Origin of the sequence: Rubrivivax gelatinosus, from assembly GCF_004340905.1 — a bacterium.
In the GTDB taxonomy this organism is placed as follows: domain Bacteria; phylum Pseudomonadota; class Gammaproteobacteria; order Burkholderiales; family Burkholderiaceae_C; genus Rubrivivax; species Rubrivivax gelatinosus.
Genome location: NZ_SLXD01000005.1, coordinates 95,917 through 120,322, shown reverse-complemented (window position 1 = coordinate 120,322; position 24,406 = coordinate 95,917). Strand labels below are relative to the sequence as shown.

Sequence of the window (24,406 nt, the reverse complement as noted above, 5' to 3'; positions counted from 1 at the left end):
ACGATGCGTACCGACTTCATCCGTGTCTACAAGAGCGTTCACACCTGGACCGGCATCGTCGCCGGGCTGGCGCTGTTCATCGCCTTCTATGCCGGCGCGCTGACGGTGTTCAAGGAGCCGCTGCAGCGCTGGAGCGCGCCGCCGGCCGCCGGCGTCGAGGCCACGCCGCTGGCCGCGGCCCCCGAACTCATCGCGCGCACGCTGGCGGCCCACCCGCAGGCGGCCGAGGGTTTCAGCCTGCACCTGGTGGCGGCCGAACACCGCGCCGGCCGGCTGAGCTGGGAAGAGCACGAACCCGGCGCCGACGACCATGACGAACTGGCCGGCCGGCGCATGGCCGCGGTGCTCGACGCCGACGGCTCGCTGCGCAGCGCCGAGGCCGACGGCTCGCGCGTCGCCGAGTTCATCGACGTGCTGCACCGCGTCGTCGGCCTGCCGGTGGACAGCGACGAACACCGCTGGCTGATGGGCGCGGTCTGCGTCGCCTACGTGCTGGCGCTGGTCTCGGGCGTCGTCGTGCTGCTGCCGACGCTGGTCAAGGACTTCTTCGCGCTGCGCCTGGGCCGCAACCTCAAGCGCATGTGGCTGGACGCGCACAACGTCGTCGGCATCGTCAGCCTGCCGTTCCATCTGCTGATGGCGCTGACGGCGGTGGGCTTCGCCTTCCACGACGGCATCTACGCCTTGCAGGACCGGCTGCTGCACGACGGCCGTCTGGGCGCCACGTTCGCGCCGCCGCGCAGCGGCGATGCATCGGCGGTGCGCGACCCGGCGGCGATGCTGGCGCCGGCGCTGCTGGTCGAGAAGGCGCGTGCGCTCGCGCCCGGCTTCGAGCCGACGATGCTGCAGTACGCCCGCCTGGACGGGCCGCGGCCGACGGTGCGCATCTGGGGGCGCGACGCCGCGACGCTGTCGCCGCGGGTTCCCGGCGGGTTCGCCGTCCTGGACCCGTACACGGGCCGGGTGCTGTCCACCGACTACCTGCCGAAGCGACAGACGGCAGCCTTCACGGTCATCAGCACCGTGTTCGCGCTGCACTTCGCCACCTTCGGCGGCACGCCGCTGCAGTGGATGTACTTCGTGCTCGGTCTGGCCGGGGCCTGGCTGTTCTACAGCGGCAACCTGCTGTGGGTCGAGTCGCGGCGCAAGGCGCGCCGCGGCGACGTGCCGCTGCCGGCGCAGCGCCGCGACGTGCGTGCGATGGCGGCGCTGACGGTCGGCGTGGCACTGGGCTGCGTCGTCGGCATCTCGGCGACGCTGGTGGCCGGCAAATGGCTGTACGGCCGCGTCGAGGACCTGACGCTGGCGCACCAGCTCGTCTACTACGCCGTCTTCTTCGGCGCCATCGGCTGGGCCTTCGTGCTGGGCGCGGCGCGCGCCTCGGTGCATCTGCTGTGGGCTGCCGCGGCGGCGACCGCGGCGATCCCGGCGACGACGCTGGCGGCCTGGGCGCTGCCCGCGCTCGGGCTCTGGGCCCACGGCAGCGGCGCTGCGCTCGGCGTCGACCTGACGGCGGCGGCCGGCGCGCTGGTCTTCGTGGTGTTGGCGCGCGCCACCGCGCGCCGTGTGCGGGTGGGGGCCGAAGACAGCGTGTGGTCGGGCCGGGCAGCAGCCGAGGCGGCTTCGGGGCCGGCGGCGGCCGCCTGACGCGGCACGGTGGCGGGTGGGTCGCTCGATATAATGAGAGTCATTCTCATTAGCCTTGAATCCTCGGCGCCCCTCCCGTGTCCGCTCCTGACGTCAGCCTCCAGCACCAGGTCCGCACGCTCTACCTCGAGCACCACGGCTGGCTTCAGGCCTGGCTGCGGCGCCGGCTGGACGACTCGCAGCAGGCCGCCGACCTGGCGCACGACACCTTCGTGCGCCTGCTCGCCGGGCGGCGCGAGCACTTCGGCGACGAACCGCGGGCGCTGCTGACGCACGTCGCCAAGGGGCTGGTCGTCGACCACTGGCGCCGGCGCGAGGTCGAACGCGCCTACCTGGAGGCGCTGGCGGCGATGCCCGAGGCCCAGGCGCCGTCGCCCGAGACGCGGCTGGCGCTGCTGCAGACGCTGGTGCAGATCGACACGCTGCTCTCCGGCCTGGCGCCGCGCACGCGCGAGTGTTTCCTGCTCGCTCAGCTCGACGGCCTGACGCTGGCGCAGATCGGCGAACGCCTGGCGATGCCGGTCATCACCGTGCGCCGCCACGTGCACAAGGCGCTGGTCGCCTGCATGGCCTGCGTCTGATGGCGAGCGCCGAGCCGTCCGCCGCGCTGCTGTCCGAAGCCGCCGACTGGGCGCTGACGCTGCGCGAGGGCGGGGCCGAAGAGCGCGAGGCCTTCGAGCGCTGGCGCGCGCGCAGCGCCGAGCACGCCGCGGCCTGGGCGCGCGCCGAGGCGGTGTTCGAGGTCTTCGGCCGTGTGCCCGAGGGCGCCGGCCGCCAGGCGCTGCATGCGCTGGGCCGTGGCGGCCGGCGGCGCACGCTGGCCGCGCTCGGCGGCCTGGCCGTCGGCGCGCCGGCCGCCTGGCTGGCCTGGCAACAAGCGCCGTGGCACGAATGGCGCGCCGATCTGGCCACCGCCACCGGCGAACGCCGCGACACCGTGCTGCCCGACGGCACACGGCTGGTGCTGAACACCGCCAGCGCGGTCGACGTGCTGTTCGGCGCCGGCGAGCGCCGATTGCGCCTGTGGGCCGGCGAGATCCTGGTGACGACCGGGAAGGAGGCCTCGCCGCGGCCCTTCGTCGTCGAGACGCCGGCCGGCCGCGTGCGCGCGCTGGGCACCCGCTTCTCGGTGCGGCTGGACGGCGATCGCTGCCGCGTCGCGGTCTACGAACACGCGGTCGAGCTGCAGCCGGCGGCCGGCACGCCGCGGCGGCTGGACGCCGGCGAGCAGGCCGAGTTCGACGCCGGCGGCGTTCTCGGTGTCGGCGCTGCCGACGAGAACGACACGCTGTGGCAGCGCGGCATGCTGCTGGCGCGTGGCCGCCGGCTCGACGAGGTGGCGGCCGAACTGGCGCGCCACCGCCGCGGCCTGCTGCGCTGCGACCCGGCGGTGGCCGCGCTGCGTGTCTCGGGCGCGCTGTCGCTGGACGACACCGACGCCGCGCTGGCGCTGCTGGCGCGCACGCTGCCTTTGCGCGTCGAGCGGCGCACGCGGTTCTGGGTGACCCTGGCGCCGCGCTGAAGCGCAGGTGATCACTTTCCGGCGCTCGTCCGGTGTAGCGGATGAAGGCGTGCCGAGCGGCCGCCGCATCCCCAGCACAGGAAGAACATGAAGCAGACCTCCGGGCGCCGCCAGCGCGCCTTTGCCCTGAAGGCCGGCGCCGCCGGCGTGGCCATCCAGGCGGCGATCGCCGTGCTCTGCGGCGCGGTGCTGGTCGCCGTGCCGCCGGCCGCGCATGCCGCCGAGGCCGGCGCGCAGGCGCTGAGCATCGCGCCCGGCCCGCTGGGCGACACGCTGGCGCAGTGCGCCGCGGCCTTCGGCGTGCAGCTGGCCTTCGACCCGGCGCTGGTCGCGGGCCGGCACAGCGCCGGGCTGCAGGGCCGCCACACGCTGGACGAGGCTTTCGAGCGCCTGCTGCGCGGCAGCGGGCTGGAGCTGCAGCCGCAGGGCGCCCGCGCCTACGGCCTGCGCGCCGTGCCGCCGATGTCGCCGGACCAGCCCGCGCTGCCGGCGCTGAAGGCGCGTGCCGCGGCGATCAGCGACGACCGCAGCGAAGGCGGCGGTTATGCGACGCCGGGCCGCAGCGCCGCGGCCACCGGCCTGGCGCTGACGCCGCGCGAGACGCCGCAGTCGGTCACCGTCGTCACGCGCCAGCTGATGGACGACTTCCGCCTGGACACGCTGAGCGCGGTGCTGGACCAGACGCCCGGCGTCACCGTCAGCCGCCAGAACGACATGACGACCTTCACGGTGCGTGGTGCCGACGTCAACCTGCAGACCGACGGCCTGCGCCAGGCGCGCGACGGCTGGGGCTGGAACACCCACATCCTCTACACCAACGACGACATGGCCGAGATCGACCGTGTCGAGGTGCTGAAGGGCTCCTCGGGCCTGGTCAACGGCGACGGCTATCCGGGTGCCACGGTCAACCTCGTGCGCAAGCGGCCGACGGCCGAGTTCCAGGCTTCGGCCGGCGTGCTGGCCGGCAGCTGGGATCGCTACCGCGCCGAGGCCGACGTCTCCGGCCCGCTGGACCGCGAGGGCCGGCTGCGCGCGCGGCTGGTCGCCTCGCACGAAGACGCCGGTTCGTTCCGCGACCGCCAGAAGACCCGCAGCTCGCTGGTCTACGGCACGGCCGAGTTCGACCTCGCGCCGTCGACGCTGCTGACCGCAGGCCTCAGCTGGCGCCAGCGTGAACTGCGCGGCGCCGGCGGCACGACGCCGATCCAGGCCTACACCGACGACGGCACGTTCGTCGGCCTGCAGCCGCGTTCGTTCAACCTCGGGGCGTCCTGGGCCGGCTACGAGCAGGAGACGCTGAACCTGTTCGCGCGGCTCGAACACCGCTTCGACGGCGGCTGGAATGCCAGGTTGCAGGTGGCGCACGAGAGCGTCGACACGCCCGATGTGCGTTTCGGCTATCTGCGCAACGCGTCGGGGGCGGTCGGGCTGGCGCGTTACCGCGACGTCGAGGCGCGCAACAAGAGCATCGCGCTCGACGTCCAGGGGCCGCTGGAGCTGCTGGGCCGCCGCCACGAGCTGCTGCTGGGCGCCGGCGCGTCGAACAGCCGCACGACGCTGGCGCGCATCAACGTCAACGACCCGGCCGGCACGATCGATTACGCCGCGGGCGGCGGCGCCATCGCCCAGCCCGACTGGAGCGGCTTCGCCGCGTCCGACGACCTCTTCAGCCGCCACCGCCGCTACGCCTACGGCGCCGCACGCTGGAACCTTGCCGACCCGGTGAAGCTGATCACCGGCGTGCGCGTCACCGACTACGGCCAGAAGGACCTCACCGACATCAGCTGGTACCAGTACCGCATGACCGAACACGGCGTCACGACGCCGTATGCCGGCGTCGTCGTCGACGTCTCGCGCCAGGTGTCGCTGTACGCCAGCTACGCCAGCATCTTCGAGGCCCAGAGCGCCAAGGACGCCGCCGAGCGCACGCTGCCGCCGAAGGAAGGCCTGTCCTACGAGATCGGTGCCAAAGGCGAGTTCTTCGCCAAGCGCCTGATCGCCAGCGCGGCCTTCTTCTGGATGAAGACCGACAACGAAGCCGAGGAAGTGGGGCTGACGCCGGGCGGCGACAGCATCTACCGCGCGGTCTCCGGCGCACGCCGCCACGGCTACGAGTTCGAGCTTGCCGGCGCGCCGGCGCCGGGCTGGCAGGCGCAGGGCAGCTACGTGCTCAACGACAGCAGCCTGGAGAGCGCCGGCAGCAGCCCACGCCACCAGTTCAAGCTGGCCGGTAGCCACCGCTGGAGCGGCGGCAGCTTCGACGGCCTGACGCTGGGTGCGGCGACGCGCTGGCAGAGCACGATCTCGGCCGGCACCGAGGCCACCCGGCTGCGCCAGGACGCCTACTGGGTCTGGGACCTGATGGCGCGCTGGGAGATCGACCGCCGCCTCAGCGTCAGCGCCAACATCGCCAACGTCTTCGACAAGAAGTACTTCGCCGGCGTCACCGACTGGGGCGCGCTGCACTACACCTGGGGCGCGCCGCGCAGCGTCAACGTCGGGCTGAACCTGCGCTACTGAGGCCGTCCGCCAGGGCTTTACAATGAGAGTGATTCTCATTTGTTGTGGCCATGGCGACCGATTCCGCGCTCCATCCGCAGGTCCAGACGCTGTACGCCGAGCACCATGGCTGGCTGCACGGCTGGCTGCGCCGCCGCCTGGGCTGCGGCGAACGCGCCGCCGACCTGGCGCACGACACCTTCGTGCGCCTGCTCGCGCGCGAGGAGCCGCTGGTGCTGCAGGAGCCGCGCGCCTTCCTGACGACGGTGGCGCAGCGGGTGCTGGGCAACCACTGGCGGCGCGAGCAGCTCGAACGCGCCTACCTGGAGGCGCTGGCGGCGCACCCCGAGATCGTCGCGCCCTCGCCCGAGGAGCGCGCGATGCTGCTGGAGACCCTGCTGGAGATCGACCGCCTGCTCGACGGCCTGCCCGCCGTCGTGCGCCGCGCCTTTCTGATGGCCCAGCTCGACGGCCTGCCGCTGGCCGAGATCGCCGCCGAGCTGGGGCTGTCGCTGGCCACCGTCAAACGCCATCTGCAGCGTGCCGGCGCACGCTGCTTCTTCGCCTTGCGCTGATGGACGCCGCCGAGGTGCCGATTCCGCCGGCCGTGGCGCGCCGCGCCGTCGCCTGGTGGGTCGACCTGCAGTCCGAGGACGCCGACGAGGCGCTGCGCCGGCGCTGGCAGCGCTGGCTGGCGCGCGACGAGGTCCACCGCCGCGCCTGGGCGCGGCTGGAAGCCGTCGGCGCACGCCTGAACGGCCGCGTGCACCAGGGGCTGGCCGGCGTGCCCGGGGCTTCTGCGCTGGTGCAGGTGGCGCTTGCCGAAGCTGCACCGTCGCGCCGGCGCGCCCTGGGCGCGGCGCTGCTGGCGGTGCTGGCCGGCGGCGCCGCCTGGGAGCTGCACGGCGACCCGGCCGTGCAGGCCCGTCTGGCCGACCTGGGCACCGGCGTCGGCGAACGCCGCCGCCTGGTGCTGGCCGACGGCACGCGGCTGGCGCTGAACAGCGGCAGCGCCGTCGACCTGCGTTACGGCGCCACCGAGCGCCGCCTCGTGCTGCGCCGCGGCGAGATCCTCGTCGAGACCGCGCCCGACCCGGCGCGCCGGCCTTTCGTCGTGCAGACCGGCGCCGGCGAGCTGCGCCCGCTGGGCACGCGTTTTCGTGTCCGTGATCGCGGCGACGAGTTCGAGCTCGCGGTCCACGAAGGCGCGGTCGAGCTGCGCCCGGCCACCGGCGCCGCGCGGGTGCTCGCCGCCGGCGAGCAGGCGCGTTTCGACACCGCCGGCGTCGGCCCGCGCCAGGCGGCCGATGCCGACGCCGCGGCCTGGGTCGACGGCATGCTGGTCGCCAGCGGCCTGCGGCTGGACGAGTTCCTCGCCGAGCTCGGCCGCCACCGCCGCGGCCGGCTGGACTGCGCGCCCGAGGTCGCGGCGCTGCGGGTTTCGGGCAGCTACCCGCTGACCGACGTCGACCGCGTGCTGGCCACGCTGCCGGCGGTGCTGCCGATCACCGCCGTCTGGCGCACACGCTGGTGGCTGACGCTGCACGCCAAAACCTGAGCCGTTTTCGTTTCTCGCGTGACAAGCAGGACGAACCCCTGACGTCCGAGAGGAACCGCATGTCTTCGATCACCGACCGTCCCCGCCGGCCGCTGGCCAGTCTGGCCCTGGCCGCCGCGCTGGCCTGTGCGCTGCCGCTGGCGCCCACGCTGCTGCCCGCGGCGCAGGCCGCCAGTGCCGACTACGACATCCCCGCCGGGCCGCTGGAGACGGCGCTCAACCGCTTCGGCCGCGAGGCCGGCATCCTGCTGTCCTTCCCCAGCGAACTGGTCGCCGGGCGGCAGAGCCCGGGGCTGCGCGGCCGCCACGAGGTCGGCGCGGCGCTGGAGCTGCTGCTGCGCGGCACCGGGCTTCAGGCGCGCGAACAGCCGCAGGGCGGCTGGGCGCTGGTGCGGCGCGGCGCCGACGGCGCCGCCGCCGAGGCGCTGCCGGCGATCACCGCACGCGCCGCCGCCGAGACCGCCACCGGCCCGGTGCGCGGCTACGTCGCGCGCCGCAGCGCCACCGCCACCAAGACCGACACCGCGCTGCTGGACACGCCGCAGTCGGTCTCGGTGGTCGGCGCCGAGCGCATCGAGGCGCTGGGCGCGACGCGCCTGGGCGAGGTGCTGGCCTACACGCCGGGCGTCGACGCCACGATCTACGGCAACGACTCGCGCTACGACTGGATCGCGGTGCGCGGCTTCGAGACCCTGACGCCCGGCTACTACCTGGACGGCCTGCAGCTGCGCAACAACGCCTGGTGGGCCGTCTGGCAGACCGAGAACTACGGCGTCGAGCGCATCGAGATCCAGCGCGGCCCGGCCTCGGTGCTGTGGGGCCAGAACGGGCCCGGCGGCATGATCAACATGGTCAGCAAACGCCCCGCCGCCGACCTGCCGCAGGAGCTGCGGCTGACGCTGGGCAGCGACGCCCGGCGCGATCTCGCGGCCGACCTCTCGGGGGCGTTCGGCGAAGGCGACGCGGCGCAATGGCGCCTCGTCGGCCTGCTGCGCGACGCTGAACTGCCCGCCGGCGGCATGGCCGACGACCGCCAGTACCTCGCGCCGTCGCTGACGCTCCAGTTCGGCGCCGACACCCGGCTGACGCTGCTGTCGCAGTTCCTGCGCACGCGTGCCGGCGTCTATGCGCGTGTGTTCCCGGAGCTGGGCACGCTGGTGCCCACGCCGGCCGGCACGCACCTGCCGGCGACGGTCTTCGCCGAGGACCCCGAGTTCAACCGCTTCGACCAGGACCAGGCGATGCTCGGCTACGAGATCGAGCACCGGCTCGACGATCGCTGGACGCTCTCGCAGAGCCTGCGCTGGGCGCGCCTGGACGCCGACATGCGCAACGCCTACCAGACCGGCTACCTGGACCCCGACCCCGCCGACCCGCTGGACCCGGCGTCCTGGCGCGTGCTCGGCCGCACGGCCACCACCAGCCGCGAGAAGATCCACTCGCTGGTGGTCGACAGCCGCATCCAGGGCGAGTTCGTGTTCGGCGACTGGCGCCACACGCTGCTCGCCGGGCTGGACCTGCAGCGCAGCCGTGCCGATCAGGTCAGCGTCTTCGGCGCCACGGTAGCGCCGCTGGATCTCTACGCGCCGGTCTACGGCGTCGACGTCGTGCTGGACGACCCGTCGGTCGACACCCGCACCGTGCTGCGCCAGACCGGCCTGTACCTGCAGGACCAGATCCGCCACGGCGCCTGGGTGCTGACGCTGGGCGCGCGCCACGACCGCGCCGGCGTCGACACCGACGACCACCTGGCCGGCAGCTCGACGCGCCAGCGCGACCACCACACCGGCGCGCGCGCCGGCGTCGTCTACCGCGCCGCCGGCGGCTGGGCGCCGTACGCCAGCTACTCCAGCTCGTTCGCGCCCTCGACCGTCGTCGACCCCGCGACCGGCAAACCCTTCGACCCCGAGACCGGGCGCCAGCTCGAGGCCGGCGTGCGCTTCGAGCCCGCCGGCCACGCCGCCAGCTACAGCGCCGCGGTCTTCGAGCTTCGCCGCCGCAACTACGTCAGCTACGACCTGGACTACGTGCCTTCGGCCGACGGCGAGGTCACGGTGCGCGGGCTGGAGCTGGAAGCGGTGGCCGAACCGCGTGCCGGCATGAACCTCACCGCGTCCTATGCCTTCACGCCCAAGGCCGACGTCACGCGCAGCGCCAACCCGGCCGAAGTCGGCAAGCAGGCCACCGCGGTGTCGCGCCACCGGCTGTCGCTCTGGGCCGACCAGCGTTTCGCCTCGGGGCTCAAGCTCGGCCTGGGCGCACGCCTCGTCGGCTCGCACCGCGGCATCGGCGAGACCGCCGCGCGCGACGTGCCCGGCTACACGCTGTACGACGCGCTGCTGGGCTGGGACTGGCGCGCCTGGAGCCTGGCGCTCAACGTCTCCAACCTCGCCGACAAGGACGTCATCACCAACTGCAGCAGCGGCTACTGCTACTACGGCAGCCGGCGCAAGACATCGTTGAACGCGGCCTACCGCTTCTGAGGTCTGCGTCGGCAGGGCAGGGGGCTTGTCATAGAATGAGAACAATTCCTATTAACGAGCCCTGCCGTTCGCTCTCCCGTCGTGCACGCTGCCGCCGAACCCGCCCTGCAACAGCAAGTCCGAGTGCTCTACGGCGAGCATCACGGCTGGCTGCAGGCCTGGCTGCGCCGCCGGCTGGGCTGCGCCCACCATGCGGCCGACCTGGCGCACGACACCTATCTGCGCGTGCTGGTCAGCGGCCGCACGCCGCCGCCGGGCCAGGCGCGGCCGCACCTGATGCAGATCGCCAAGGGCCTGGTGATCGACCGCCACCGGCGCCAGCTCGTCGAGCGCGCCTACCTCGACGCGCTGGCCGCGATGCCCGAGGTGCTGGCGCCGTCGCCCGAGCAGCGCGCCGCGGCGATCGAGTCGCTGCTGCTGCTGGACGCGGCGCTGGCCGCGCTGCCGGCGGCGGTGCGCGAGGTCTTCCTGCTGTCGCAGTTCGACGGCCTGACCTATGCCGAGATCGCCGCGCGCCAGGGCATTGCGGTGGCGACGGTGCGCAAGTACATGCTGAAAGCCGGTGAAGCCTGTTTCCTGGCGCTGGACAGCGATGGCTGAGGCCGGCGCGCGGCTGGACCCGGTGCAGCGCGCCGCGCTGCAGTGGCAGGTGTGCTTCTGGTCGGGTGAAGCCGGCGAGGCCGAGCGCCGCGACTTCGAGGCCTGGCTGGCGGCCGACGAGGCCCACCGCCTTGCCTGGGAACGCCTGCAGCGCGCCGGCGGCCGCCTGCAGGCGCTGCCTGGCGGGGTTGCCGGCGCGGTGCTGCGCGCGACCAGCGCCGGCAATGGCCGGCGTCGCACGCTGCGCGCCTTGCTGCTGCTGGCCGGTGCCGGGGGCTCGGCCGCGCTGCTGCGCGAGACACCCGCCTGGCAGCTTGCCCGTGCCGACGAACGCACCGCGACCGGCGAGCGCCGCGAGCTGGTGCTGCCCGACGGCGGCCGCCTCATGCTGAACACCGCGACCGCGATCGACCTGCGCTACGACGCCACCGAACGCCGGGTGCGCCTGCTCGCCGGCGAGGTGCTCATCAGCACCGCGGCCGACGCCGCCCGCCGCCCCTTCGTCGTCGAGACGCCGGCCGGCCGCGTGCAGGCGCTGGGCACACGTTTCGCGCTGCGTTGCCTGGACGCGGCGACACGCGTGCAGGTCTTCGAAGGCGCCGTCGAGCTGCGCCCGCGCGACGGCGGCGCGCCGCGGCGCCTGGACGCCGGCGGGCAGCTCTCGTTCGACGCCTCGGCCGTCGGCGCGCCCGAGGTGCTGGACGAAACCGCCTCGGCCTGGACACGCGGCCTGCTCGTGGCCGAGCGTCTGCGGCTGGCGGACTTCGTCGCCGAGCTCGGGCGCTACCGCCGCGGCGTGCTGCGCTGCGACCCGGCCGTGGCCGAGCTGCGGGTCTCCGGCGTGTTTCCGCTCGCCGACACCGACGCCGTGCTGCGATCGCTGGTGCGCGCGCTGCCGGTGCGCGTGACGCGCGCCACGCGCTGGTGGCTGACCGTGGAGCCCGCCCGTGGCCGGGCGTAGCACTTTTTTCGGCTCGTCCGGGAATGCAGATGAGGCCTGCCGTCCGGTGGGCCGCCCTGACTCCCGACGAAAAGGAATCCCGATGCCTTCCGGCCTGCCGCGCGCCCCGCGCCGTCGTTTCGTTCGCCACCCGCTTGCCCAGGCTGCCGTGCTCGCCGGCCTGGCCTTCGCCCAGCTGCCCGCCGCCCAGGCCCAGGCCGCCGCGCCCGCCGCCGGCCTGCAGGTCGACATCCCGGCCGGCACGCTGGACCAGGTGCTCAACCGCTTCGCCGCGCGCGCCGGTTTCATGATCACGATCGACGCCGCGCTCACCGCCGGCAAGAAGAGCCCCGGCCTGGCCGGCCGCTACGGCGTCGCCGACGGCCTGACGGCCATCCTCGCCGGCAGCGGGCTGCAGGCGGTGGGCCAGGACGGCGGCGGCTGGGTGCTGCGCGCCGCGCCGCCGCAGGCGCCGGCCGTGGTGCAGGCCTCGGCGGCGGCGCTGCCGGCGCTCACCGCGACGGCCAACCAGCTCGGCGAGATCACCGAAGGCTCGGGGAACTACACGCCGGGCGCGATCGCCACCGCGACGCGGCTGGTGCTCAAGCCGCGCGAGACGCCGCAGACCGTCAGCGTCGTCACCCGCCAGGAGATGGAGGACTTCGGCCTGACGACGATCGACGAGGTCATGGCGCACACGCCGGGCGTCAGCATCGTCACCTACGACACCGAACGCACCGAGTACTACGCACGCGGCTTCGCGATCCAGAACTTCCAGTACGACGGCATCCCGATGCGCCGCGACTCGGGTTACTCGGCGGGCAACACGCTCAGCGACATGGCGATCTACGACCGCGTCGAAGTCTTGAAGGGCGCCACCGGCCTGCTGACCGGCAGCGGCGAGCCCGGCGCGACGATCAACCTGATCCGCAAGAAGCCGACACGCGAGTTCCAGGGCCAGGCCAGCGTCGGCGTCGGCTCGTGGAGCGACCTGCGCGGCCAGGTCGACGTCGGCGGCGCGGTCGACGAGGCCGGCCGGGTGCGCGCGCGTGGCGTCGCCGCCTACCAGCACAAGGAGTCGCAGCTCGACGGCCACGAGCGCAAGACCGCGGTGCTCTACGGCGTCGTCGAGGCCGACATCACGCCTTCGACCTTGCTGACCGTCGGTGCCGACTACCAGAACAACGATCCGAAACGTTCGACCTGGGGCGGCATCCCGATCTTCGCGGCCGACGGCAGCTTCAACGAGCGGCCGCGTTCCTTCAACAACGGCGCCGACTGGAGCCACTGGGACCAGTACACGCGCACCGTCTTCGCCACCGTCGAGCACTTCTTCGACAACGACTGGGTGCTCAAGGCGCAGTTCAATCACCAGATCAACGGTTACGACGCGGAGTTGGGCTCCGCGGGCTCGGGCTTCCCCGACCCGGTGGACGGCAGCGGCATCACGACCTGGGAAGGCAAGTACGTCGGCAAGACGGTGGCCGACGCCGTCGACGTCTACGCCAGCGGGCCGTTCCAGCTGCTCGGCCGGCGCCACGAGCTGGTGCTGGGTGGTAGCGTCACCAAACGGCGCTGGACCAACCGCGGCTACTGGGCCGGCAGCAACGAGGTGCCGGACTACGACGCCTGGGACGGCAGCCTGCCAGAACCCGACTGGGACAACGCCAGCTGGAAGGGCCGCAACCGCGAGACCACGCGCGAGAACGGCCTCTACGGCGCCGTGCGCTGGAACCTGCGCGACGACCTGAAGCTGATCAGCGGCGCGCGCGTGCTGAACTACGACGCCCCGGACATCGACGAGTCCGGTGTCTTCACACCCTACCTGGGCCTGGTCTACGACCTGGACAAGCGCTTCTCGGTCTACGCCAGCGGCACGACGATCTTCATGCCGCAGTCGGCGCAGACCGAAGCCGGCAAGACGCTGGACCCGCAGGAAGGCCGCAACCTCGAGGCCGGCGTCAAGGCCGAGTTCTTCGGCGGCCGGCTCAACGCCAGCGCCGCGGTCTTCCACCTGAAGCAGGACAACTACGCCCAGGAGACCGGCGGCCTGACGCCCAGCGGCGGCACGGCCTACCGCGCGATCGACGGCGTCAGCACCAAGGGCTACGAGCTGGAGCTTTCGGGCCAGGTGGCGCCGAACTGGCAGCTGCACGCGGGCTACAGCCACAAGGTCTCGCGTCAGGACGGCGAGAAGGTCTCGACGCTGACGCCGGAGAACCAGTTCAGCCTGTTCAGCAGCTGGAAGCCGGCTGCCGTGCCCGGCCTGACGCTGGGCGGCGGCGCCCGCTGGCAGGACAAGACCTGGGGCGACGTGAGCCACCCGACGCTGGGCTCGGTGCGCCACGAGGTCGACGGCTACTGGGTGGCCGACGCGATGGTCAGCTACCGCTTCAGCCCGCGGCTCACCGGGCGGCTGAACGTCACCAACCTGTTCGACAAGAAGTACTACACGATCTTCAGTGTCTACAGCACCTACAGCTGGGGCGAGGCGCGCGCCGTCGCGCTGAACCTGGACTACCGCTTCTGACGCACCGGCCGGCGGGGGGGCGGTGGCGCCCCTTGCCGGCCGGCCCCTCGGCACCCGACCGGATCCACCGCATGGCCGCCACCCTCGCATCTCCTTCCCGCGTGCAAGTCGTTTCGCGCGTGCTCGCCGCCGTCGTCGGCGGCTACGCCTTCTGCTGGGGGCTTACGGCCTTCGGACTGGCCGGGTTCTATGCCGCCGGCATGGACTTCCACGACGCCGAACACCTGAGCGCGATGCTGGCCTTCGTCGCCTACCTCGTCGTTTTCCTGTGGGCGATCGCGGCACGCAGCCTGGTGCGGGTCTGGGCGGTGCTGCTGGCCGGCGGCGCGGCGCTGGCTGGCGCGGCGTCGTTCATCCAGTCGCTGCTGGTCTGAAGGAGCCGCCGATGTTCGCCAACTTCCGCCTCGCGATGGCCTGGCTGCACACCTGGTTCGGTCTGGTGCTGGGTTACGTGCTCGCCGTCGCCTTCTTCTTCGGCGCGCTGTCGGTCTTCGACCGCGAGATCGACCGCTGGGCGATTCCCCAGACGCGTTTCGAGGCCCAGCCGATGCCGTCCTTCGACCGCATGCTGCGGCCGATCTTCGAGCAGATGCAGCCCGACGCCGAGAACGTGCAGGCGCTGCGCGGCCTGGTCGACGGCCCGCTGCCCGAACGCTGGGACACCGTCGCCAGCTGGGGTGCGTACACGACGCACCGCGACCCGGTGCTGTCGGTCTTCGCCTCCTACGAGGTGCCCAACGCGCACGACCCCGAGCAGCTCGTCTGGGGCACGCGCACCGTCGACCCGCGCAGCGGCGCGCTGCTGAGCGACGACCGTCTGAAGATCGGCAGCCGCTTCTTCTACCCGCTGCACTACAGCCTGAACCTGCACTGGAAGGACCTGGGCACCTGGATCGTCGGCCTGGCGGCGCTGGTGATGCTGGCGGCGCTGGTCAGCGGCATCGTCATGCACCGCCGGCTGTTCCGCGAGTTCTTCACCTTCCGCCCCTGGAAGAGCCTGGGCCGCTCGACGCTGGACCTGCACAACCTGAGCGGCGTCGCGGCGCTGCCCTTCCACTTCTTCTTCGCCTTCACCGGGCTGGTGATCTTCGCCGGGCTGTACTTCCCGGTGGGCCACACCCAGCTGCACGAACTGCACGAGATGCACGAGCGCATCGAAGCCGTCGAGACCGGGCTGCCGCATGAGCGCGCCGGCGTCGCCGCGCCGCTGGCCTCGGTCGACGCGATGGTCGCCCAGGCGCAGCGGCGCTGGGCCGAACGCGGGCGCGCCGGCGAGGTGGGCTTCCTGTGGCTGCAGCACGTCGGCGACGCCAACGGCTACGTCAGCATCTACCGCGCCGGCACCGACCGCATCGCGCTGACCGGCGAAGGCATGCACTTCAAGGCCTCGACCGGCGAGCTGCTGCGCGAGGACCCGCCGCGCACGGCCGTGGACAGCGTCAACGAGTTCCTGACCGGGCTGCACCTGCAGCACTTCCGCCACTGGCTGCTGCGCTGGCTGTACGTGCTGGGCGGGCTGCTGGGTGCGGTCTGCATCGCCACCGGCTTCGTGCTCTTCGTCGAGAAGCGCAAGCGCCAGCACGCCCGCGACGGCGGCCAGGGCGCACGCGTCGTCGACGCGCTGGCGGTGGCCACCGTCACCGGCATGCTGGTGGCGACGGCGGCGATCCTCGTCGCCAACCGGCTGCTGCCCGAGGACCTGCCGGCACGCGGCACCTGGGAGCAGGGGGTGTTCTGGGGCGCCTGGGCGCTGGCCGCGCTGCACGCCGCCTGGCGCAGCGCGCCGGTGGCCTTGGGGCGGCCCAACCCGGCCTGGCGCGAGCAGTGCATCGCGATCGCCGCGCTGGCCGTGGCCGCCGTCGTGCTCAATGCCGTCACCACCGGCGACCATTTGCTGAAGACGATCTCCGAGCCTTACTGGCCGGTGGCCGGGCTGGACCTGGCGCTGCTGGTGTCGGCCGGCGTCGCGGCCTGGGCCGCGCGGCGGCTGTCGCGTCGCCGGCCGGCGCAAGCCGCCGTGCCGAATGCCGTCGTGGAGGCAGGCCATGTCTGAGCCCGCGTGGATGCTGGTGGCCGCGACGCTGTGCGCGCTGGCGGGTTTCGCCTGGCTGGCGCTGGCGATGGACGAGCACTGGGAGCGTGTGCAGGGCGGTGCTGCGGCGCTGCCGCGGCGCGCGCTGCGCCTGCTGGGCGCCGCCGCGGTGGTGCTGTCCCTGGTGGCCTGCCTGCGCGCCGACCCGCCGAGCATGGCGGTGCTGGTCTGGCTGATGCTGCTGGCCGGCGCCGCGCTGGCCGTCGCGCTGGCGCTGGCCTGGCGGCCGGCGCTGCTGCGCCTGGCCTGGCCGGCGCGGCGCTGACGTACAGTCGCGCCCCGGGAGTGAACACGATGCGACGCCTGATTGCCTGCCTGGCCCTCGCGGCCGCCACCGCCACCGCGGCCGAGCCGGCCTACGACGAACGGGCCGACGCGCCGGCGCAGATCGCCGCGGCGCTGCAGGCCGCTGCCGGCACGCGCCAGCCGGTGCTGGTCGTCTTCGGCGCCAACTGGTGCGGCGACTGCAAGGTGCTGGACATGGCCTTCAAGCAGGGCGCCGCGGCGCCGCTGATCGCCAGCCGCTTCAAGGTCGTCAAGGTCGACGTCGGCCGCTTCGACCGCAACGTCGCGCTCGCCGAGCGCTACGGCGTGCCGCTCAAGCAGGGCATCCCGGCGGTGGCCGTGCTCTCGCCCGAGGGCCGCGTGCTCTACGTCACCCAGGCCGGCGAGCTGGCCAACGCGCGCCAGATGGACGACCGGGCCATCTACGACTTCTTCGCCGCCCGCGCCCGCTTCTGAGGCCCGCGGCAGGACGCCGCGGATCGTGACATTCGATACCCTTGTGGGTATCATGCCAGCGGCATTGAGCCTGGTCAGACATTCGTCCGGATCACGGCTGGCTGCCTATACTGGCTTGACATGTTCCGCTTTCGCGCCCGGGTCCGTTGTGCTAGCTGGGTCGCCGTCCTGGCGATGCTGTTCGCGGCACTGGCGCCCGCCGTCTCGCATGCACTGGAGTCGGCGCGCGGCGTGTCCTGGGTCGAGATCTGCGGTGCCCAGGGCCCCAAGCGCCTCCTGATCGACGAAGGTGGCGAGCCGGTCGCCCCGGCGGCGCTGCAGCTCGCGGAACACTGCGCCTACTGCTCGGTGCAGGCGGCCGACCTGGCGCCGCTGCCGGCGCCGGTGGCGGTGCAGCCCGGGCCCGATCGCCGACCGCTGCCGGTGCCGCCGGCCGCGACCCCGCTGCCGGCCGAACCCGGCTGGCCCGACGCGCACCCACGCGCACCTCCGCTCCCGGTCTGAGCGCTCGCCGCCGCGCGTCGGTCGACGCGCGGTGCCTCGTCGACCACCGGGCCTCGCGCCCGGTCCACGGGAGAACACCGTGACAAGCCTTGAGCCGCGTCCGCTTCAGCGTGACGCCGATCGAACTCGTCCTCGTCGCCAGGCGGTTGCGCTGGTCGCCGGCCTCACCGCCTTCCAGGGCCTGGCCCTGTGGTGGGGCGGCGGCTGGGTCGACGCGCTGCCGCCGGACGAACATCCGGCCGTCGCCGCCGCATCGCCCGAGGTCGCGCCGGCGCGCCTCGAGCCGGCGGCCGAACCCGTGCCGCGCCGTGCCGCCGACCCGCGCGACCAGGCCCCGCCCTGGTCCTTCGACGCCGACGGCCATGCGCAGCTGCGCCCCTGAGGCCCGCCCGGCGCGCACCGGGCGCGCCGGCGCGGACCACCGCCTTCTCCGCCACCTCGCCCTGGCCGTGCTCGTGAAGCTCGTGCTGCTGGCCGGCCTGTGGTGGCTCTTCGTACGCGACGCCCGGGTGGACGTCGACGCCGACACCGCCGCGCTGCGGGTCACGGCGCCGGCGCCCGCGGGCGGCGCAGGAGCACGACCTTGATATCCGAACAACTCGTCGACCTGTCGCGGCTGCAGTTCGCCGCGACGGCCATGTACCACTTCCTCTTCGTGCCGCTGACGCTGGGCATGGTGTGGATGCTGGTCATCATGGAGACCGTCTTCGTCATGACCGGCAAGACGGTGTGGAAGGACATGACCCGCTTCTGGGGCAAGCTCTTCGGCATCAACTTCGCCCTCGGCGTGACCACCGGCATCACGCTCGAATTCCAGTTCGGCACGAACTGGGCCTACTACTCGCACTACGTCGGCGACATCTTCGGCGCGCCGCTGGCCATCGAGGGCCTGATGGCCTTCTTCCTGGAGAGCACCTTCATCGGCCTGTTCTTCTTCGGCTGGGACCGGCTGACGAAGGCCCAGCACCTGATGGTGACGCTGCTGATGGCCATCGGCACCAACCTCAGCGCGCTGTGGATCCTGGTGGCCAATGGCTGGATGCAGAACCCGGTGGGCGCCGAGTTCAACTGGCAGACGATGCGCATGGAGATGACCGACTTCTGGGCCATCGTCTTCAACCCCGACGCCCAGGCCAAGTTCGTGCACACGGTCTCGGCCGGCTACGTCACCGGGGCGATGTTCGTGCTGTCGGTCAGCGCCTGGTACCTGCTCAAGGGCCGGGACATCGAGTTCGCCAAGCGCAGCTTCCGCGTCGCCGCGGCTTTCGGCCTGGCCAGCGTCTGCTCGGTGATCGTGCTCGGCGACGAGAGCGGCTACACCGTCGGCGAGGCGCAGCAGACCAAGATGGCGGCGATCGAGGCGATGTGGCAGACCGAGCCCGCGCCCGCGGGCCTGAAGCTCGCCGCCGGCATCGACGAGGCCGGCGAGCGCAACACCTGGGAAGTCGAGATCCCGTGGGTCATGGGCCTGATCGGCACGCGCTCGCTGGACAAGCAGATCCCCGGCATCGGCGAGATCAAGGCCCACAACCGGCAGCGCATCGTCGCCGGCATCGAGGCCGTCGCGGCGCTGGAGGCGCTGCGCGCCGACCGCGGCGACGAGGCCGCGCGCGCGGCGCTGGAGCGCCACCAGGCCGACCTCGGCTTCGGCCTGCTGCTGAAGAAGTACACCACCGACGTTCGCGCGGCGACGCCCGAGATGATCGAGCGTGCCGTCGACGACACCGTGCCGCGCGTGGCGCCGCTGTTCTGGAGCTTTCGCGCGATGGTCGGGCTGGGTTTCCTGATGCTGGCGCTGTTCGCGCTGGCGTTCTGGTCCACCGTGCGCGGGCGTTTCGACCGCCGCTGGCTGCTGCGCTGGGCGCTGCTGATGCTGCCGGCGCCCTGGCTGGCCTGCGAACTGGGCTGGTACGTCGCCGAGTACGGCCGCCAGCCCTGGACGATCTACGGCGTGCTGCCCACGCACCTGAGCGTCTCGACGCTCAGCGTGCAGAGCCTGTACGGCTCGCTGGCCGGCTTCATCGGCTTCTACACGCTGCTGCTCGTCGTCGAGGTCTATCTGATGGTCAAGTTCGCGCGCCAGGGCCCGGGCAGCCTGGGCACCGGCCGCTACGCGATGGAACCCACGCACGCCTGAAGGAGCGACACGTGTTCGACTATCCGACCCTGAAAATCATCTGGTGGGTGCTGGTGGGCGTGCTGCTCGTCGGCTTCGCCATCATGGACGGCCACGACATGGGCGTGGGCACGCTGCTGCCCTTCGTCGGCAAGGGCGACGACGAGCGCCGCGTCGTCATCAACACCGTCGGCCCGCACTGGGACGGCAACCAGGTGTGGTTCATCACCGGCGGCGGCGCGATCTTCGCCGCCTGGCCGCTGGTCTACGCCAGCGCCTTCAGCGGTTTCTACTGGGCCATGCTGGCGGTGCTGTGGGCGCTGTTCTTCCGCCCGGTGGGTTTCGACTACCGCAGCAAGATCGCCCATCCGGCCTGGCGCCGCACCTGGGACTGGGGGCTGTTCGTCGGCGGTGCGGTGCCGCCGCTGATCTTCGGCGTCGCCTTCGGCAACCTGCTGCAGGGCGTGCCTTTCCACTTCGACCGCTTCCTGGTGCCGACCTACACCGGCAGCTTCTGGCAGTTGCTGAACCCGTTCGCGCTGCTGGCCGGCGGGGTCTCCAGCGCGATGATCACGATGCACGGCGGCGTCTACCTGGCGCACCGCACCGAAGGCGCGATCCAGGCGAGGGCGGTGAAGGCGGCGGTGGGCGCGGCGGTGCTGACGGTCGTCGGCTTCGTCGCCGCCGGCGCCTGGCTGCGCTGGGGCGGCATCGAGGGCTATGCGATCAGCTCGGCGCTGGACCCGGCGGCCTTGCCCGACCCGCTGGCCAAGACCGTGCTGCGCGACGCCGGCGCCTGGTGGATCAACTACGAGCGCCAGCCGGCGATCTGGGTGCTGCCGGCGCTGGGCATCGCCGGCGCGCTGGCCGCCGCGGCCCTGGTGGCGGCGCGGCGCACGCTGACGGCTTTCGTCGCCTCGTCGCTGGCGCTGGCCGGCGTCATCGGCACCGCGGGCGCGGCGATGTTTCCGTTCGTCATGCCCTCTTCGACCACGCCCTCGGCCAGCCTGACCGTCTGGGACAGCGTCTCCAGCCACCTGACGCTGTCGCTGATGTTCTGGGCGACGCTGATCTTCATGCCGCTGATCGTCTTCTACACCGGCTGGGCCTACCGCGTGATGCGCGGCAAGGTCACCGTCGAGCAGATCCGCGCCAACACGCACAGCGCCTACTGAAGGCACGAAAGGAACGAGCCATGTGGTACTTCACCTGGATGCTGGGGGTCGGTTTCGCGATCCTGCTGGCGGTGATGAACGCGATGTGGGGCGAGCACGAGGAAGCGCGTGCCCGGGCCCATGAAGACGGCGGCCAGTGAGCCGGCAGGCGCGGCGCGGCCGCGCCTGCACGGGCCCTGCCTGCTGGTCGGGCTGGTGCTGATGTTCGGCGGCTCGGTCTACCCGCCGCTGCTGGCCGACGCCGCCGGCCGTGCCGACCACGGCCTGGCGATGGCGCTGCTGTGGGCGATGAGCGCCGGCCTGGTGCGCGGCGTCGGTTTCGTGCCGCGTTTCGTGCTCTGGCGCTGGCTGTTCTCGGGCTGGGCGGTTCTGGTGGCGCTGGCGCTGGCGGCCACGCTGCGTTTCGTCTCCTGAGCCCGGGCGTGCCGCTTCAGGGCGGCGCCGTGCCAGGCGCCTCGAAGCGCACCGGGGCGCCGCCGAGCACCACCGCGCCGCTTGCCCCGAGCCGCACCCCCTGCGGCCCCAGATGCAGTGTCGCGCCGCCGGCCTCGATCACGAGGCCTTGTGCACCGGCCAGTTCCAGCGAGTCTTCGCTGGAAGCGAGGCGCACGTCGCCGCTGGCCTGCAGCCGCGCTTCACGAGCCAGTTCGAGCGTTACCGGGCCCTGGGCCGCGTGCAGGCACAGCGTCGGCAGGACGGCCGCGCCCGGCGCCATGTGGCCGGCAGCGAAACACTGCAGTCCGCGGCCGGCCACCAGGCCGAGGTCGCGGCCGGCCAGGTGCTGCAGCCGCCCGGCGACACGTTCGGCGCTGCCGTCCACCGCGTCGGCGCGGTGGCCCGAGCAGCCCAGCAGCACGCCGCCCGGCGCCGCGAGCAGCAGGTCGGGCTGTGTCCAGGCCACCGGCGCGGCCCGAGCGGCGGTGGCCAGGCGGGTGCACAGGGCGTCCAGCGTCGGCACCGGCGCCGGCCCGGCGGCGTGAGCCGCCGCCTCCTGGCCCAGCTGCCCGGCGATCGTCTGCGCCGCCTGCAGGCGCGCGGTGGTTTCCTCGGCGTCCAGCTGCTGGCCGGCCTCCTGGCTGCCCGGACGGGCATGCGCGCTCAGCAGCAGGCCGGCGCCGGCGCGCAGCGCACCCCAGGCGGCGGTGCGCAGGTCCAGGCCTTCACCCCGAGGCACCAGCGGCCGGCCGTCCTGCTGGTGCCGCAGCCGCCCGAGCTGCAGCCGCGTGGTGGCGGCGTCGCTCGAGAGTTCGACACGCTCGGCGCCGGGGCTGTCGTCGAATACCAGCTGGTTGCCGTCGCCGGCGGCGGCGCCGCTGGCCTGCAGCCTGCGGCTGCGCCAGCCGGCAAACCGGCCGTCATTCGCCGGCCCGGGCGCCGGATCGCCGGCGGCCGGCTCGGGCCGCCAGGGTGGGGTCGTGCCCCCAGTGCCGACGCCGGCTTCGTCGGCCGAGGTGCCGTACAGCACTCCCAGAACCAGCGCACGGTCCTGCCGCCCGCCGACGAAGGCCAGCAGTGCTTCCTGGCCCGCGCGAGGCGGATGCACGCCGCCCCAGTCGTCGCCGGCCACCGGGGTGGCCACTCGCACCCAGCCGCCGGTGCGGGCCGCGGCGCTGGCGTTGTCGCCGTGCGGCGACGCCAGGCCGAGGGCGGAGTGCCGCCCGCGCTGCCAGGCGTACTGCAGCTGCACGCGGTGGTCGCGGTCGGTCGTCACCGGGCTGCCGTCGCCGACGACGAGGGCGCTGGTGGGCCCCGCGGTGTCGCCGCTGCCCACGACGCGCAGCTCGGGGCGGCCGGACTCGTCCAGCGCCAGCGGCCGCGGCGCCAGCGCCGCCGGACGGGCCAGCAGCTCGCAGCGATGCCCCGGCCCGGCGTCGGCCCGACGGGTGGCCGGCGCGCCGGTGGGCAGATCGTTGTGTACACGATGCCAGGACGCGGTGACGACGAAGCGATCTCGCGGTGCCTCCTGCCCGCGCTGCCGAGGGTGATCGCAGAGCGTGAAGCTCGTGCCCGCGGCCGCCTGGCGCCAGCGGCCACGCGCATGGCAGCGCGTTGCGGCGGCGGCCAGCGCGTCCAGCCGGTCGCGCACACGGCGTTCGCCGTGCTCCCGCGTCGGATAGGCATAGCCTTCGGCCACGTCGACACCTTCCAGCCGCGGCGTGCCCGGGCTGCCCTGGGTGCCGGCGGTCACCGGCCGCAGCCGGGTGCTGCGGTCGTCTCGGCTGGCCCAGCGCAGCGCCGTGCAACCCAGGCGGTGGCGGGTGCTCCAGCTCGTCAACAGGTCTTCACCCGGCCCGCCGCCGCCCGGGGCCAGGCGCACATGGGGCTGCGGGTTCGTCGCAAAGGCCCCGGCGTGGTCGGCGATGACGAGGCGATGCCGGCCCAGGCCAGGCGCCTGCGGATCGGCCTCGTGTTCGAACCAGTGGCACAGGCCTTCTTCGAGCAGCAGCCGTTCGACGAACGCGAGGTCGGACTCGTGCGCCTGCACGCAGCAGCCGCGCCGCGGCAGGGCCGCCGCTTCGGCGAGGTCCCAGCGCCAGGCCGGCGGCTGCCAGCCCGGGCGCTGGCGCGTGAAGACCTGCTCGACGATCTCGACGACGTCGGCCTCGTGGAACACCCAGGCCTCGCGGGTGTGGCGCAGCCAGGCCAGCCAGGGTTCGAGCAGCAGCCGCACCTGCGCCAGGCCGCCGTCGCCGCCCACCCAGCCGGCTTCGCTGACCAGGCCGTGGAAGGGGCGCTGCGTGCCGTCGGGCAGTTGCATCTCCAGCAGCGCCGGGCTTGCGGGCAGCGTGCTCAGGTCCAGCGCCCGGTCGGCGGCCAGCGCCACGATCTCGATGCAGAAACCCACCGCCGCCTCGTGCTCGCCGCCGCCGGCCGGATGGGCCAGTCGCGGCGGCGGCTCCAGGTCCGGATCGTTTCCGGGGCCGATCGACTCCCAGATCGTGGCGTCGTGCACGACCAGGCGTTCGGGGCCGAGCGCGGTGTGCAGCCGCAGCAGGCGGCCGTGCTGCGACAGCGCCGTCATCGTGCGTCGCCGATGCCGCCGAGCCGGTAGCCGGCGTCGTCGCGATCCTGCGCCAGTCTCGACGACGGCAGGAAGGCGTCCAGGCCGAGGCGTGCGCCGGCGGCGGCGCCCAGCGTGGCCGTGACGACGTCTTCGGCGCGCAGCACGAGGCGCAGCTCGGCGCACAGCGTGTCGCCGACCAGGGCCTGCCACCAGGCCTGCAGCGCGCGGGCCCCGCTCCCGCCGGGCAGCAGCGCGTCGAAACGCGCGCGTGCCAGCGGCCCGAGCCGCAGCCGCACGCACAGGTCGCGCTGCCAGACGCGGGCCCCGACGGTCGCGTCGTGGCCCGGCGTGACGGCACGCAGCCCCAGCCGCGCCTGCGCGCCTTCGGGCAGGGGGTGCCAGCGTCCCTGCCAGGGTTCGAGGTCCACGCGCGTGTCGAAGTAGTGCCCCAGCACGGCTTGGATCGTGGCCGCCGACGGCCGGCCCGAGGCCAGCGCGCCGGCATGGAACGCCAGCGCCGGCGGTGCCAGCCCGGGCGCGGCGCCACGCCCACCGAGCGCCAGCAGCACCGACAGGAGCCGGTCGCCCGACGCGGCCTCGGCCCCCATCGCCAGGCGGCCGTGGCGCCAGACCTGTTCGCCCAGCGCGCCCAGCCGCTGCTGGAACAGGTCGACGAAGGCCAGGGCCTGCGGGTCGCGGCGCTCGAGCAGGGTCTCGGTGTAGAGCAGCGGCAGCGCCCCGTGCACCCCCAGCAGCGATCCCAAGGCCGCGACCAGTTCGACGGCCGGCGCCTCGCCAGACGCCGCCGGCAGCAGCCGCAGCGATTCGATCTCGCCGGGGGACGGCGACAGCGAGGGGTTCGTGCGGCTGCGCACGCGCCGCGAGGTCCGCGGGTCCTCGTCGGCGAGCCAGCGGCGCAGCAGACGCAGGGCCGGATACGGCGCGAAGGCGCCTGGCTCGGCCAGCAGACGTTCGATCGGTGAGCGGGTCATCGT

23 protein-coding genes are annotated in these 24,406 nt (G+C 73.4%); 21 read left to right on the top strand and 2 right to left on the bottom strand.

All coding sequences use genetic code 11. The features are described from left to right. The first annotated feature begins 3 nt into the window (after window positions 1-3). The 21 genes from EV684_RS09500 to EV684_RS09400 all read left to right on the top strand — a co-directional run bounded on the left by EV684_RS09500 (window position 4) and on the right by EV684_RS09400 (window position 20,821). The gene (locus EV684_RS09500) at window positions 4-1,647 is read left to right on the top strand and encodes a PepSY-associated TM helix domain-containing protein (protein WP_132646552.1); all 1,644 of its coding nucleotides are present in this window, start codon (window positions 4-6) and stop codon (window positions 1,645-1,647) included. A 77-nt stretch (window positions 1,648-1,724) separates the two neighbouring features. Continuing rightward, entirely contained in the window at window positions 1,725-2,228 is a 504-nt protein-coding gene (locus EV684_RS09495) for a sigma-70 family RNA polymerase sigma factor (RefSeq protein ID WP_132646550.1), read from the top strand. After that, on the top strand, window positions 2,228-3,169 hold the full coding sequence (locus tag EV684_RS09490) for a FecR domain-containing protein (RefSeq protein ID WP_132646548.1): 942 nt from the start codon (window positions 2,228-2,230) through the stop codon (window positions 3,167-3,169). Before EV684_RS09495 ends, EV684_RS09490 begins: the two co-directional genes overlap by 1 nt. 87 nt (window positions 3,170-3,256) lie before the next feature. After that, window positions 3,257-5,689 carry a TonB-dependent siderophore receptor gene (locus tag EV684_RS09485; protein WP_132646546.1) on the top strand — a complete coding sequence of 811 codons (2,433 nt, stop codon included), beginning with the start codon at window positions 3,257-3,259 and terminating at the stop codon, window positions 5,687-5,689. 50 nt (window positions 5,690-5,739) lie between these two features. Then, window positions 5,740-6,243 carry a sigma-70 family RNA polymerase sigma factor gene (locus EV684_RS09480; RefSeq protein WP_132646544.1) on the top strand — a complete coding sequence of 168 codons (504 nt, stop codon included), beginning with the start codon at window positions 5,740-5,742 and terminating at the stop codon, window positions 6,241-6,243. Continuing rightward, a complete protein-coding gene (locus EV684_RS09475; RefSeq protein ID WP_132646543.1) occupies window positions 6,243-7,226 on the top strand; it encodes a FecR domain-containing protein in 984 nt (327 codons plus the stop codon). The genes EV684_RS09480 and EV684_RS09475 overlap by 1 nt, the downstream gene beginning before the upstream one ends. A gap of 59 nt (window positions 7,227-7,285) precedes the next feature. Further along, window positions 7,286-9,709 (top strand): TonB-dependent siderophore receptor, encoded by a 2,424-nt coding sequence (locus tag EV684_RS09470; protein WP_132646541.1) that lies wholly within the window; start codon window positions 7,286-7,288, stop codon window positions 9,707-9,709. Between the two features lie 81 nt (window positions 9,710-9,790). After that, window positions 9,791-10,309, top strand: a complete 519-nt coding sequence (locus tag EV684_RS09465) for a sigma-70 family RNA polymerase sigma factor (protein WP_132646539.1) — start codon at window positions 9,791-9,793, stop codon at window positions 10,307-10,309. Continuing rightward, window positions 10,302-11,270, top strand: a complete 969-nt coding sequence (locus EV684_RS09460; RefSeq protein ID WP_132646537.1) for a FecR domain-containing protein — start codon at window positions 10,302-10,304, stop codon at window positions 11,268-11,270. Before EV684_RS09465 ends, EV684_RS09460 begins: the two co-directional genes overlap by 8 nt. A gap of 82 nt (window positions 11,271-11,352) precedes the next feature. Further along, complete coding sequence (locus tag EV684_RS09455; protein ID WP_200222330.1) at window positions 11,353-13,779, top strand: TonB-dependent siderophore receptor; 2,427 nt, start codon at window positions 11,353-11,355, stop codon at window positions 13,777-13,779. A gap of 71 nt (window positions 13,780-13,850) precedes the next feature. Continuing rightward, window positions 13,851-14,153, top strand: coding sequence for an iron uptake protein (locus EV684_RS09450; protein ID WP_132646535.1), 303 nt, complete (start codon window positions 13,851-13,853; stop codon window positions 14,151-14,153). An 11-nt stretch (window positions 14,154-14,164) separates the two neighbouring features. Next, complete coding sequence (locus EV684_RS09445) at window positions 14,165-15,832, top strand: PepSY-associated TM helix domain-containing protein (RefSeq protein WP_132646533.1); 1,668 nt, start codon at window positions 14,165-14,167, stop codon at window positions 15,830-15,832. Next, entirely contained in the window at window positions 15,825-16,136 is a 312-nt protein-coding gene (locus EV684_RS09440) for a DUF3325 domain-containing protein (RefSeq protein ID WP_165908447.1), read from the top strand. The genes EV684_RS09445 and EV684_RS09440 overlap by 8 nt, the downstream gene beginning before the upstream one ends. Window positions 16,137-16,165: 29 nt before the next feature. Further along, window positions 16,166-16,612, top strand: coding sequence for a thioredoxin family protein (locus EV684_RS09435; protein ID WP_165908446.1), 447 nt, complete (start codon window positions 16,166-16,168; stop codon window positions 16,610-16,612). Between the two features lie 120 nt (window positions 16,613-16,732). After that, on the top strand, window positions 16,733-17,116 hold the full coding sequence (locus EV684_RS09430; protein WP_132646531.1) for a DUF2946 domain-containing protein: 384 nt from the start codon (window positions 16,733-16,735) through the stop codon (window positions 17,114-17,116). Between the two features lie 79 nt (window positions 17,117-17,195). After that, entirely contained in the window at window positions 17,196-17,498 is a 303-nt protein-coding gene (locus tag EV684_RS09425; RefSeq protein WP_132646529.1) for a hypothetical protein, read from the top strand. Next, window positions 17,479-17,703: a cytochrome oxidase putative small subunit CydP gene (gene cydP / locus EV684_RS24670; RefSeq protein ID WP_132646527.1), complete on the top strand. Its 225-nt coding sequence runs from the start codon at window positions 17,479-17,481 to the stop codon at window positions 17,701-17,703. Before EV684_RS09425 ends, cydP begins: the two co-directional genes overlap by 20 nt. After that, window positions 17,700-19,253, top strand: coding sequence for a cytochrome ubiquinol oxidase subunit I (locus EV684_RS09415; protein WP_132646525.1), 1,554 nt, complete (start codon window positions 17,700-17,702; stop codon window positions 19,251-19,253). Before cydP ends, EV684_RS09415 begins: the two co-directional genes overlap by 4 nt. Before the next feature lie 11 nt (window positions 19,254-19,264). Then, window positions 19,265-20,407 carry a cytochrome d ubiquinol oxidase subunit II gene (gene cydB, locus EV684_RS09410; protein ID WP_132646523.1) on the top strand — a complete coding sequence of 381 codons (1,143 nt, stop codon included), beginning with the start codon at window positions 19,265-19,267 and terminating at the stop codon, window positions 20,405-20,407. Between the two features lie 20 nt (window positions 20,408-20,427). Next, window positions 20,428-20,547, top strand: a complete 120-nt coding sequence (gene cydX / locus EV684_RS09405) for a cytochrome bd-I oxidase subunit CydX (protein ID WP_132646521.1) — start codon at window positions 20,428-20,430, stop codon at window positions 20,545-20,547. After that, entirely contained in the window at window positions 20,528-20,821 is a 294-nt protein-coding gene (locus EV684_RS09400) for a cyd operon YbgE family protein (RefSeq protein ID WP_132646519.1), read from the top strand. Before cydX ends, EV684_RS09400 begins: the two co-directional genes overlap by 20 nt. A 16-nt stretch (window positions 20,822-20,837) precedes the next feature. On the opposite strand, the gene EV684_RS09395 is transcribed toward EV684_RS09400, so the two are convergent. Both EV684_RS09395 and tssG read right to left on the bottom strand, forming a co-directional pair. After that, complete coding sequence (locus EV684_RS09395; RefSeq protein WP_132646517.1) at window positions 20,838-23,429, bottom strand: type VI secretion system Vgr family protein; 2,592 nt, start codon at window positions 23,427-23,429, stop codon at window positions 20,838-20,840. Further along, entirely contained in the window at window positions 23,426-24,403 is a 978-nt protein-coding gene (gene tssG / locus EV684_RS09390) for a type VI secretion system baseplate subunit TssG (RefSeq protein WP_132646515.1), read from the bottom strand. Before tssG ends, EV684_RS09395 begins: the two co-directional genes overlap by 4 nt. Window positions 24,404-24,406 lie beyond the last annotated feature (3 nt).